Source organism: Cryobacterium sp. PH31-O1, from assembly GCF_030063455.1.
GTDB lineage: Bacteria > Actinomycetota > Actinomycetes > Actinomycetales > Microbacteriaceae > Cryobacterium.
In genome coordinates this window covers 63406-75528 of record NZ_JASITB010000004.1, presented here as the reverse complement: position 1 = coordinate 75528, position 12123 = coordinate 63406, and the positions used below count along the sequence as shown (strand labels likewise).

The window sequence follows — 12123 nt, the reverse complement described above, 5'->3', positions numbered from 1 at the left end:
CGCCCGCGCCATATGATTCCGCGGCTGCTCTATATTCCTGCGAGCATCGGGCTCGCCCTGCTCGTCGTGCCACTCGCTGGACTCCTGCTGCGCGTGGACTGGGCCAGCCTGCCCACCCTCTTGCTCTCGAAGGAGGCGCTGGAGCCGCTCGGATTGTCGCTCGCGACGGCATCCGTTTCTACCCTGCTCTGCCTGCTTCTCGGCGTTCCCCTCGCCGTTGTGATTGCCCGGTCCACTCCGCGAATGGCCGGCGTGCTGCGCGCCCTCGTGACCATTCCGCTCGTTCTGCCGCCGCTCGTGGGCGGCATCGCACTGCTCTCGCTGCTCGGCCGCACCGGTGTGCTCGGCGAATACCTCCACCTGGTGGGCTTGAGAGTGCCCTTCACCACGGCCGCCGTCGTTATCGCGCAGACCTTCGTGGCGATGCCGTTTCTCGTGATCGCGGTCGAGGGCGCGCTGCGCACCGCCGGAACCCGCTTCGAACGCGTCGCTGCCACCCTCGGCGCGCACCGCGCAACCGTCTTTGCCCGCATCACACTGCCACTCGTGCTGCCGGGCCTCCTCGCCGGAACCGTTTTGAGCTTCGCCCGGGCGCTCGGCGAATTTGGAGCGACCGCCCTGTTCGCCGGCAACCAGGCTGGCGTAACCCGCACCATGCCCCTCGCCATCTACACCGCCTTCAACGGCTCAGGCGTCACAACCGACCAGGCCGTCGCCCTGTCGCTGCTACTCATTGCGGTGGCCGTGATCATCCTTGTGCTGGTCGGAACCCGCCGAGCGAGCGTGCTCTCGTGACCTTCGTGAAAACGGATGCCGCTGGCCGCGCCAAGCGCGCCGCCCCACCGAGCATGGTCCACACGCCTACCCCGAGCAGACCGGCGGACGCGGTCCGCGCCCTCGGCCCGAACTCAACCCGGAGCCCGCTGTTATGACCCCCGCCCTCTGGAAATCCGCCGCCAACGCCCTCCTCGCCGCCAACCTGCAGCTCACCCGCGGCTCGTTCACGCTCGACCTGCAGCTCGCGCTGGCGCCCGGCGAGGTGCTCGCGCTCCTCGGACCGAACGGCTCAGGCAAGTCCACCGTGCTCGAGCTGCTCGCCGGCCTCGCCACGCCCTCCAGCGGAACCGTCACCCTCGACGGCGCCGTCCTCACCGCGCCCGGCCGATTCGTGGCGCCCGAACGACGCGCCATCGGCCTGCTCGGGCAGGAGCCCCTGTTGTTTCCGCACCTCAGCGCCCGCAACAATATCGCCTTCGCCCTGCGCGTAGGCGAAGCGCGCTTGAACGCCGCCGAGGCCCGAAAACAGGCCGACCGCTGGCTCAACCGCGTCGGTCTGGCAGGCTTCGGCGAGAGCAAACCCGGCGCTCTCTCCGGCGGGCAGCAACAGCGCGTCGCCCTCGCCCGAGCCCTCGCGGCCGGCCCGCGCCTGCTGTTGCTCGACGAACCGATGGCCGCCCTCGACGCCGAAACCGCGCCCCTCATGCGCCAGCTCATCCGCGAGCAGCTCGCCGAATCCGGCACGAGCGCCATCATCGTCACCCACGACATCGTCGACGCCGTCGTGCTCGCCGATCGTGTCGCCGTGCTGCACGACGGCGCCCTCATCGACGAGGGCACGACCGTCAGCGTGCTCGCCGCCCCGCGCAACCCGTTCGTCGCGGCGCTCGCCGGCGTCAACCTCGTCGTCGGCACCCTCCAGAACGGTGCGGTCGTCGCCCCCGACGGCCGCACCTTCGCGGTGCGTCCTGCGGATGCCGCCGCCCTCGGCTCCACGGCACCCGCCGCGAGCCCCGGCGCACAGACTTCCGCAGCACAAGTTTCCGCCGCGGAAGCCTCCGGCGGAGAAGCCTCCGCTGCGCCTGCCGCGAGCCCCCGACTCCCCGTCGCGCCCATATCCGGAAACCTGTCCGCCGCGGCGGTCTTTCCCCCGGCATCCGTTGTCGTGCAGACCGAACAGCCGCGCCACGCCAGCCCTCGCAACGTCTGGTCGGCCCGGGTGACCGGCATCGAACCGGGCAGCGGCGGGGTACGCCTGCGCACGAGCGGCGACCCCGAGATCATCGCGGAGCTCACCCCCGCCGCCGTCGCCGACCTCGGCCTGCAGCTGGGCTCGACCGTCTGGCTATCGGTCAAGGCCACCGAGGTCAGCGCCTACCGCCGCTGACGCCGTCCTACTGGCAGTCTCGTTCACAACTGCGGAGATTTGCGGAACTTTAGGCCCCCACACGGTGAAACGGGGCCCCAGCGCGAAGGTCTCCGCAGTGCTGAACGTTCACTAGCCCCGCGGCCCGGCGCCGCCACTTGCGGAGCTTGCCAGGGACGGGGCCCGGGCCCCGTCCGCAAGCCGGGGTACGGTAAAGGAACAACGAAGGAGACCCATGACTCCGTCCGAACTGCTCATCGAAGAATTCTCCCGCATCCAGGGCACCGTGCATCGCGCTCTGAAAGACGCCAGTGTCGCCACCCTCACTTTTCGAGCGGATGCCGACGCCAACACCATCGCCTGGCTCACCTGGCACCTGTCCCGCGTTCAGGACGACCACCTCGCCGACCTGGCCGGCACCGCCCAGGTGTACGCCGACCAGGGCTGGGCCGACCGTTTCGCCCTGCCGTTCGGGCCGACGGCCACCGGCTATGGCCACACCTCCGCCGATGTCGCCACCGTGCAGGCCGACGCCGAGCTGCTCGGCGGCTACTACGACGCCGTGCACGCGGCGACCGTGGCGTACCTGGGTACCCTCGTCGAGGCCGATCTCGACCGGGTCGTCGACGAGTCCTGGACCCCTGCTGTCACGGTCGGCGTTCGTCTGGCGAGCGTACTCTCCGACGACCTGCAGCACGCCGGCCAGGCCGCGTTCGTGCGCGGCCTGGCCGACCGCGCCGGGGTCTGACCACAGGACTACTCGCGTACAGGACTGCGGGGATTAGCGCCACCGCGCTGTGACTTCGCCAAATTCGCCCCGGCACCGGCGCGACCTTGCGCAGTTCGGCAGGCCACCCGGCGAGCCAGCCGCCTACAGGCCGCCCGGTACTGTCTGGAGCCGACGAATGATCTGGTCGCGCACCGTCACCGTGCGCCAGTCCAGCCTGTGGGCGGCGATGGGGCCGCCGCCCGCGAGGGCCGTGTCGTGGCCGAGCACCACGAGAATCTCTCGCCCAAAGTCAGACCGCAGGGCGTCGAGCAGCCGGGCAGTACTTGGGCGCCGACCGTTGGAGATGGCCACAACGGTCGTGCGCGCCAGCCCCGCTTCGCTGTACCTCGCCCGCACCGACTGCAGCACACGATGCGCGGCTGCGATTCCGATGGGAGTGTTCGCCGTCACCACGATGCCGAGACTGCTCGGTGATTCGAGCAGGTCGAGTCCTTCACCCTCTGCGTGTGCGCCCAGGTCATGCAGCAGGACCGCGGGGTCGATCGCGGCGGCGGAGTCGCCTCGGGCCAGCCGAGCGCCGAGGTTGCCCGAGGTGTGGTCGGCGAGGGTGGCGACGCCGCCCGAGGTAGAGACGCGATCGAACAACAGGGCCGCAAGCGTGGTGGTACCCACACCGCCGGCGGTTCCCGCCAGCACGATGCGCACGGTCATGAGACCACCACCGGCACACGCGCCTGGGCGATCTGCACGATGCGCGGCCGGTCACCGCGACGCACCAGACGCCCGCGCCCTGGCGGTAGCTGCTCGGCATACACACCGGGTGAGATCTGTCCTTCGGAGCGTTCGCCGCTCAGGATCAGGCTCGTGGCCCCGGTGTCACGCAGCGACTGCAGCACGACGTCGTAGAGTGCCCGTGTTGCGCCGGCGACGGGACGCGTCACAATGACGTTCAGCCGCAGCTCGCGGGCGCTCGGCAAAAACGGCAGCAGCGGGTTGAGCGGTTCGGTGCCGCCGGAGGCGAGAATGTCGAGGTCGTCGGCGATGACCACGATGCGCGGCCCCACCGTGCGGTCAGCGGATGCCTGTCGCGCTGTCAGTTCCCCAGCGATCGCCGTGGCCAGGGTGCGCGCTTCGCCGCTCGACGCGGCGAGCCCACCCAGGTAATCGTCGGGGCAGGCCGCCGAGATCTCCCCGCGCACGTCCATGATCGCGATAACGAGCTCGTCGGGTGTGTACCGATCGGTCAAGCCCTGGATCAGTCCCTGCAGCAGGGTGGACTTGCCCGAAGCGTGGTCACCGAATACCAGCAGGTGCTGGTCGGTTGCGGCGAGGTCGAGGTAGGCGGGTTCCATGGTGTCCTGGCGCAACCCGAACGGCACCGCGTCGGGCGAGTCGATCGCGTCGGGCAGTTCGTCGGCCGAGAAATTCTCCGGCAGCAGTCGGATGGGTGCGGCTGCCGGGCCCTCCCAGCTGCGGGCCGACCGGGCGGCGAGCGCTGCGAGTTCGTCACCGATGAGCTCGTCGGCGGTGTCTTCGAGTACCGGCAGTGCGATCTGCGCGAACAGGCCGGAGTCGGTGAGCGCGCGTCCCGGCTGGTCGACCCGCAGCGTGGCCGACAGTTTGCGGCCCATCTGCGAATCCATGGCGTCGTTCAGGCGCAGTTCGATGCGGGTGCCGATGAGGGGTTGCTGTGCCATGCGCAGCTCGTTCCAGCGGGTCATCGACATGACCACGTGCATGCCGAAGCTCGACCCGCGTGCCAGCAGGTCGTAGAGCGCCGGTTCCAACTCCTCGAAGTCGGCGCGCAGGGCCCCAAGTCCGTCGACGAGGAGCACGATGTCGGCGGCCACGAGCTCCGGAATGCGTCCGGCCGCGTGCTGGCTGCGCAGGGTCGCGAGCGAGTCGATGCCGCGCTCGGCGAAAAAGCGTTCGCGCACGTTCAGCATGCCGGCGAGTTCCTCGAGCAGACGCCGCAACCGGTCCGGATTCGACCGGGTCGCGACCCCACCCACGTGCGGAAACCCGTCGATCCGGGTGAGTCCCGAGCCGGTGAAGTCCATCGCGTACACGCTGACCTGCCGCGGCGTGTGGGTCAGCGACAGTGACACGGCCATGGTGCGCAGAAAGGTGCTGCGCCCGGTCTGCGGCGCCCCGAAGATGGCCAGGTGGCCGCCACTGCGGGTGAGGTCGACCAGCCACGGGTCCTGTCGTTGCTTCTCGGGCTCATCGAGCAGGCCCATCGCCACCTGCAGGTTCGACGCTGGCGCGTCCGCGATGATGCGGGAGAGCGCCATCCGCTCGGGCAGTGGCGACAGCCAGATCGGCGGCACCGCCTGGTCGGCGTGCCGCAGTTCGTCGACGGCGGCGTCAACGAGAATGCGCCCGGTCGTCGGTCGGGCCAGGGCTTCCTCGGCGGTCTCGGAGTCGTCACGCTGGCCGAGCCCGTTGTACAGCGGCAGCCGGCGGGCTTCCAGCCGGTCGCCGCCGAGGTCGCTCGGCGTCAGCTCAGCCAGGGCGAGGGCACCGGAGACGTACCCGGAGCGAAAGCGTCGGTAGACGGAGGTGTCCACCTTGAGATAGGCGAAGCCGGGAATGGCTGGCAGGTGAAAGGCATCGGGCGTGTCGAGCACGATCGAGCTTTCCGACGCCGAGAAGGTGCGCAGCCCCACGCGATACGAGAGGTACGTTTCGAGGCCGCGCAGCTTGCCCGCTTCGATGCGCTGGCTGGAGAGCAACAGGTGCACCCCGATCGAGCGCCCGATGCGGCCAATGGTCAGCAGCAGGTCGACGAAGTCGGGCTCGGCGGCGAGAAGCTCGCCGAACTCATCGATCACGATGAGCAGGTGCGGCAGCGCCGGCAGGTCGGGCCGGGTCGCCTGCAGCTCGCGGTAGTGCGTGATCGAGGGCGAGTTGTCGGCGTCTTTGAGTAGCTGTTGGCGCCGCACCACCTCCCCGGCGATGCTCACGCGGGCCCGCTGGGTGAGTTGCGGGTCGTCGGCGAGGTTGTCGATGATGCCGGCCACGTGCGGCAGACCGGCGAACGGGGCGAAGGCCGCGCCACCCTTGTAGTCCACGAGCACCATACTCACGTCCTTGGGTCCGTGCGAGAGGGCGAGCGCGAGAATCAGGGTGCGCAGCAGTTCGCTCTTGCCCGAACCGGTCGCCCCGATGCACAGGCCGTGCGGTCCCATACCGAGCTGGGCGGATTCCTTCAGGTCGAGCAGCACCGGCTCGCCGAAATCATCGAGCCCGATCGGCACGCGCAGAAAGTCGCGCGGTGAGCGCTGTTCCCAAGCGGATGCCGTATCGAAATTGGCGATGTCGTCGATCTCCAGAAGCTCGGCGATATCCACGGCCCGCGCTGATTCCACCTCGTCCTGACGGGTGAGGTTCAGCCGCAGCGGTGTGAGCATGCGGGCGACGGTCTCGAACAGTGCGCCGGAGATGCGGTCGAGCACGGCCCGCTGCACCGCGACCTGCCCGTCGGCGTCGTCGCGGGCATCCGTTATTTCGGCTTGGCCGTCGGCCACGCCCACGCGAATGGTCACGTCCGACGGCTCGTGCAGCCGATCGCTGAGCAGGTGCACCATGGTGATGTGCAGGTCGGAGGGCGAGAGATCGGCATCGGGTACTGGCAGAGCGGATGCCACATGGCCGTAGTCGTCGACAAAGACGATGAGCCGGGAATTCTCGGCGACGGCAGCGTTACTACCGCTGCGCTTGGACGTCGCGGCGAGCTGCGCGCGATCGCCGAGGTCCTGGCCGAGCACCCTGCGCAGGGCCGTGATGTCGGGCGCGACGCGGCGAGCCGGAACCGGCCCGTCGAAGGTGGATTCGTCGACGAAGTGCGGGAGCAGGTCCACGCCGGCCCAGTCGGCGGCCGCACTGGGTGGGTAGGCGATGGCGAGGTGCACATCGTCGGGGGCGTGCAGGGCCGCCAGCTGGAGCATGAGCGCGCGCGCGACCTGCACGGTGTCCGAGCGGTCGCCGATGATGGCGACGGTGCCGGCCCCGTCGAGCCGCAGCTCGATCGGCATACCGCGCAGGGTGGAATAGTGCAGGGCGACCTGGCCGGCTTCTCCCGCAAGAATGGGGTCGAAGGGCTGCACCGGGTTCTGTTCAGCCGGAATGATCAGGTCGAACCAGGTCTGATCGCCCAGACCGAGCCGGGGACGCAGAAAATCGGCGTGCTGGCGGCGGCGCTCCCACAGGCGGCCGGGATCGCGTACGAGCTCGATCAGGGCGGCCGGTTCGGGGCTCAGCAGTGATGCCAGCGCGCGTACTTCCTTGCCGCGGCCGCGCATGCGGGAGCGGAGCCGTTCGAGGTAGTCGAGGTAGCGTTCCCGCTGCACGCGGCGGGTGCGGGCGGCATTGCCGCGCTGGGTGAGGGCCATGGCCAGGCCGCCGACGATCGCGACGATGAGAATGAGAGCGCCGATCACCATGAACAGGGCGTTGCCGCGCAGCGTCACCATCATGACCACGCTGGTCGCTGCGCCGAGCACGGGGATGAGCGCCTGGATGGGCAGCCCACCCTGGGCTCCGTCCTGCATGGCCGGCGGCGGGGAGATGATCTCGGGTTCCGGGCGTCGCAACGGCCGGGTGACCCGGGTAGGACGGTGGATGAGTTTCAGGGTCATCGCCGGGCCTCGATTCGGGCGGGGCCCGGCAACAGGGTCAGCTGCGCCTCGGCCAGGATGGCGCCCGCCAGGACGGCGTGGGCGATGCGGGCTGCCGTGCTCAGGTCTTCGCTCGCCACGGGGGTGGCGCCGCCGGCCGCCGCGTCGTACGGCACGTGCACGATCGGCACGCCGAGGTGCGGCAGTATGCCCAGGCGGGGTGTCAGCCGTGCGCCGCCACCGACATCGACGATCACGAACACGATGCGGGGGGCATCGGCCCGGCCGAGCAAGGCCGGAACGATCGCGGCCGCCTCTTCGACGGCGTGGCGTTCCGACCGGGTGACGACGCAGATGACGTGGCTGGCCACGGCCACCTGGGACAGGTCGATCTGCCAGCCGCGCACTCCCCAGTCGGTGATGACGAGGTCGAAGAAGCGCGAGCGGGGGTTGATCAGGTCGAACCAGGTACGGCTCGCGGCCGGAGTGGTCGGCTGCGACGGGTCGCGCAGTTCCAGCCCGATCAGCCCCGACGGTGCCACGCCCAGCCCCGCGGTGGCGTGCCGGGTCTCACTCGGCGTCGCCGGCGCGGCCGGGCCCACGACGGCGTCACCGCTGCCGACTCCGGCGTGCCAGAGCATATTGTGCGTACCGGCCGAGGCGTTCACGCCGAGTACCAGACCGGTGCGGCGGTGCGCGAAGATGCTGGCGATGCTCGCCGCCACAACGGATGCCCCGACGCCGCCGGCCACCTGCACCACCCCGATGCGCCGGTTGAGGGTGAGCGGCAGGCGAATGCGCGCATCCGCTTGGGTGAGGTCGTGCAGGCGTGCGCTCGCGCTGCCGAGCACGGCCAGGGGAAGCGATCGCAACGCCGACGCGATGCGCGACATTTAGAACGTTCCCAGCAGGTCGGGGTAGATGCCGAAAATTCCCAGCAGTACGGGCAGCAGCGAGACGACAGCGAGCATCTCGATGCCGTTGCCTACCCGTCGCAGTCGGGCCCTGGCGTGCGGCGGCGGGGTCAGCGCCACGGTCACCAGGGTGATCGCGGCCAGCGCCACGAGCGCGGCGATGATGCCCCAGCCGTCGGCGTGCGCGAAAGCCGCCAGCACGAGGGTGAGCAGCGCCGCCGCCCACAGGGTGATCGCTTGGGCGGCGAGCGGGAAGGCGCGCGTGCGCAGGGCCGTGACCGCGGCGAGGGCAGCGCCGAGTGCGATCGCCCACCCGTTGGTCGAGGCGGCGAGCGCGGTGGCGGTGACGAAGAGCGGCACGGCCACAGCCACCGTCGACCAGGTCAGCGAACGGTAGGCGTCGTTGACGGTCGTCAGCACCGCCGCGCGGTGGGTGAGCCGGCCCGCGATCACGAGGTCGTCGAGTCCGGTCAGCCCCGAACTGTTCATGGCGTACCAGGGCAGCAGGCCGCACATCAGGGCAGCCGTGATTCCGACGATCCCGGCCGTTTCCAGCCCGCCGACGCCGATGACCGGCAGAGCGAGTGCGAGAACGACCAGAATAAGGGCGAGGCCGCTCGCCCGCAGGGCCGGGCGGAGGCCCAGACCGATTCCGAGGGCCAGACCGATCGTGAGCCAGACGAGGCCGAAGGCGACGATGGCGGCGGGCGCGGCGGCATCCGTTGAAAGCAGAGCGGATGCCAGCGCGAGCGCCGTCGCCGGAACCAGGCCGAACGCTGCTGCGCTGAAGCCGATGGCCGGCCAGCGTCGACCGAGCAGGCCGAGCGCAGTGGCGACGGCGAGGCAGCCCAGAAAGGCGATGCCGAGCCCGAGCGCGACCGGGGTAGCCGACGTTCCCAGGGGGATCGCGAGCCAGCCGGCGGTACCGGTGAACAGGCCGATCAGGGCGGCACCGACGCCCTGTCGGTGTGCAGCCTGCCAGAGGCCGCGCCGATCGTCGCGGGCTTCAGCGACGACGTCGGTCACGTCGGCGACTTCGGGCGGCGCCGGAGCTTCGTCCACCCGCAGCAGGCGCAGCAGCTCACCGGCGGCGACCGCCTGGTCGACCAGCGTTAACGCGGTGTCAAGCTGCTGACCGGTCGCGCGTACGAGGGTGAGCGGGCGGGCCACCGATCCGGTGTGCTCGTCGAGCAAATCCATCAGCTGGGGAATGAGCGCAGCGATCGTCTCGTCGTTGGGCACCACGATCTCGGCCTTGCGCGTGCGGCCCACAATGGTGAGCCGGGTGAATCCACTCACGGGGTGTCCGTTTCTATTGCTGTCGTCGGTGTCGGCACCGGAGCGACGGGGGTCTGGGTCTGGCTGGCAGCAGCGGCGCGCTGTGCCAGCAGGTCCACCACGAACGAGACGCCGATGCAGCCCGCACACAGCACGGCGGCCAGCACCATGCTCCCGATCACGCGGCGCACATTGTCATTGGCCGTGCGCCGCTCCGACAACTCGCCGAACAGAAAGGCGGCACGCAGTCGGTCGCGGTGCGTTTTGACTGTTTCCAGCAGCACCACATCGTGGTCAGAAGACACCGGACGACCTTCTTTCCATTGTCTCGGCGGTGCTGGTTTCAGGTGCGCGCACCCCGAAGGCACGATCGCCGAGCTCCACCGTGCAACCGCTGGCTGCGGCGGTGGGCGTTCCGGCGACGAGGCGCATCCGCTCGCCCTCCGGCGTCACCAGCGTCGTTCCGTTCGCCGAGCCGAGGTCGGTCACCCAGAGCAGGGAGCCCGACCAGGTGAGCAGGGCATGCGTCTTCGACAGGGTGCGCGAGAGGTCGGCCCAGGCGTACAGCGGATGCTGCGCGCCGTCCGCTCGATTGGCCGGTCGTCGACCCATCAGCAGCGACGTCGCGACCTGCAGGGTCTGGTCGTTGTCGAGCACGATGCTCACCATCGCCGCTTCCGGCGGTTTCGGCGCGTAGCCGTCGTCGGCCGGCTGCACCGCGCGCCCTGGTACCGCGGGTGCTGCTGGTGCTGGGCCTGCTGGGGGTGCTGCTTCGGGTGCTGCGAGTGTCGCCGGTGTCGCCGGTGTCGCCGGTACGTCGAGCGGATGATGCGCCACGGGTTCACGCGCTCCCGTCGCTCCCACCGCGGTCGGCCCGGCCGCGTCGATGTGGACGGCCGCGATACCGCTGGTGTCAACGATCGGCGCGGTCGAGTGCGAGGGGCGCACGTTGTGCCCGAGCTGGTCGGCGCCGAGCGGGGGCAGGGCCGGAGCATGCGGGTCGCGTCCGCGACGCAGGTTGGCGGTGACGGTCGCGCCCGCCGCCTGGGGCGTCACGTCCAGCACCGAGGCCGCCGCCCGAACAGTCGTCGGCGGCAGGCCGGTGAGGGAATCGACCGTGCGCAGCCCGAGCAGCAACCGACCGACGCTGCGCCCGCACGTCGTGAAGAGCGCGACCTGAAGCACCAGGAACACCACGAGCAGCGCTGCGAGCTGAAATGCCACGCCACCGCGCCCGGTGAGCGCCCCTCCCACAGCGAGGGCGATCAGCACAACGGCGGGTACGGCATCGATAGAAAGGGACCAGAGCCGCAGGTTGACGCTGGCCGGCACGACGCCGCCGAGCATGCCCTGGCTTGATCCAGGTGCCAGGGCCGCGATGCGCACGACGCCGCAGCGGTCGCAGTAGTGGCCGAGGGGGGGCAAACGGGCGCCGCATCGGCCGCAACTGATCGCGCCGAGAAGTGCGCTGCCCACGTGTGCACCCCAGTTTCCGATAGATCACTCACAGTGGGGTTCCACGGCCCGCCAACGACGTCGCCCAATTCCCCAAAATCCCCGAGGTCAATATGAGCAGCCTAGCCTGAAGGCTCACCCACCTTGGGGGTAGGGCCGGCCCTTCGTGTATGAGGGGTGGCAGTTCGTCGAAGATTGTGCAACTTTACCCAAAAACCCCCGCTGCACAGCTTGGGGGCCTATCCTGAGGGCTCACCGACTTTTGGGGGTATTCGATGTCTGGCATGAAGTTTGCGATGGGGTCTGACGTTCTGTCGCACCTGGTCAAGAAGACCAGCACGTCTTCTGATGATCTGGGTTCGCTCGTGAAGCAGCTGTTCGAAGCGGCCGCGCCGCTCGAGGGTCGGTTCAACGGTGCTGGCCGTGCCGCGTTCGACCGCTTCAAGAATGAGACGGATTCCATTTCGGCTGAGTTGAACGGCGCACTGTCGTCGATCCTCACCGGTATCGCCGGCCAGGACGTGGCCTTCGGCCAGGCCGACCAGGAGTTCGCTGACCAGACGACATCGGCACAATCCGGGGCGGGTTTCGACTCGGCACGGTTCGGTTCACGGGGATAGGGGAACACGCTCATGGCTTCAGGCGGTAACGCGGCGGATCGTCGCGACTATGACATTGCAGCATCACAGAATGCGCAGGACAACTTCAACGCCATTGCTGGCCGGCTGGAGGCGCTCATCGATCAGCGTGATGCCGATGTGAAGGCCCTGATGGCCGATTACCAGGCCGACGGCGTGTCGGAAGAGTACGCATCGAAGGAAATCCGCTGGAACACGGTGGCCGGTCAGGTGAAGCAGATCATCACCTCGCTGCGTACCTCGCTCGCGTCGAACGATGAGACCGCGCAGGCCGCCCTGGCTCGTGGCCGTTCCGCCGTTCAAAACATCGGATAGACGTATGCCTTCGGGCGTTGGGAAGGGCTCG

The 12123-nt window shown here is 69.5% G+C and carries 11 protein-coding genes; 5 read left to right on the top strand and 6 right to left on the bottom strand.

What is annotated here, in order from left to right; genetic code table 11:
- Positions 1–12 precede the first annotated feature (12 nt).
- From QMK31_RS09570 to QMK31_RS09560, 3 genes are all read left to right on the top strand, one after another.
- Positions 13–795, top strand: coding sequence for an ABC transporter permease (locus QMK31_RS09570; RefSeq protein WP_283500722.1), 783 nt, complete (start codon positions 13–15; stop codon positions 793–795).
- A gap of 133 nt (positions 796–928) precedes the next feature.
- Positions 929–2164, top strand: coding sequence for a sulfate/molybdate ABC transporter ATP-binding protein (locus tag QMK31_RS09565; protein ID WP_283500721.1), 1236 nt, complete (start codon positions 929–931; stop codon positions 2162–2164).
- Positions 2165–2378: 214 nt separating this feature from the next.
- Positions 2379–2891 (top strand): mycothiol transferase, encoded by a 513-nt coding sequence (locus QMK31_RS09560; protein ID WP_283500720.1) that lies wholly within the window; start codon positions 2379–2381, stop codon positions 2889–2891.
- A 123-nt stretch (positions 2892–3014) separates the two neighbouring features.
- On the opposite strand, the gene QMK31_RS09555 is transcribed toward QMK31_RS09560, so the two are convergent.
- From QMK31_RS09555 to QMK31_RS09530, 6 genes are read right to left on the bottom strand one after another with little or no spacing between them, the layout of a single operon-like run.
- Positions 3015–3584 (bottom strand): hypothetical protein, encoded by a 570-nt coding sequence (locus QMK31_RS09555; RefSeq protein WP_283500719.1) that lies wholly within the window; start codon positions 3582–3584, stop codon positions 3015–3017.
- Positions 3581–7513: a type VII secretion protein EccCa gene (eccCa, locus tag QMK31_RS09550; protein WP_283500718.1), complete on the bottom strand. Its 3933-nt coding sequence runs from the start codon at positions 7511–7513 to the stop codon at positions 3581–3583. Before eccCa ends, QMK31_RS09555 begins: the two co-directional genes overlap by 4 nt.
- Entirely contained in the window at positions 7510–8385 is an 876-nt protein-coding gene (locus QMK31_RS09545) for a hypothetical protein (protein WP_283500717.1), read from the bottom strand. Before QMK31_RS09545 ends, eccCa begins: the two co-directional genes overlap by 4 nt.
- Positions 8386–9705 carry an EsaB/YukD family protein gene (locus QMK31_RS09540; protein ID WP_283500716.1) on the bottom strand — a complete coding sequence of 440 codons (1320 nt, stop codon included), beginning with the start codon at positions 9703–9705 and terminating at the stop codon, positions 8386–8388. It abuts the gene before it with no gap.
- On the bottom strand, positions 9702–9989 hold the full coding sequence (locus tag QMK31_RS09535; RefSeq protein WP_283500715.1) for a hypothetical protein: 288 nt from the start codon (positions 9987–9989) through the stop codon (positions 9702–9704). The genes QMK31_RS09540 and QMK31_RS09535 overlap by 4 nt, the downstream gene beginning before the upstream one ends.
- Positions 9979–11109, bottom strand: coding sequence for an FHA domain-containing protein (locus QMK31_RS09530; RefSeq protein WP_283500714.1), 1131 nt, complete (start codon positions 11107–11109; stop codon positions 9979–9981). Before QMK31_RS09530 ends, QMK31_RS09535 begins: the two co-directional genes overlap by 11 nt.
- Before the next feature lie 326 nt (positions 11110–11435).
- Here QMK31_RS09530 and QMK31_RS09525 point away from each other — a divergent pair, with 326 nt between their 5' ends.
- Positions 11436–11759 carry a hypothetical protein gene (locus QMK31_RS09525; RefSeq protein ID WP_283500713.1) on the top strand — a complete coding sequence of 108 codons (324 nt, stop codon included), beginning with the start codon at positions 11436–11438 and terminating at the stop codon, positions 11757–11759.
- Between the two features lie 12 nt (positions 11760–11771).
- Entirely contained in the window at positions 11772–12092 is a 321-nt protein-coding gene (locus QMK31_RS09520; RefSeq protein ID WP_283500712.1) for a pore-forming ESAT-6 family protein, read from the top strand.
- The last annotated feature ends 31 nt before the right edge of the window (positions 12093–12123 follow it).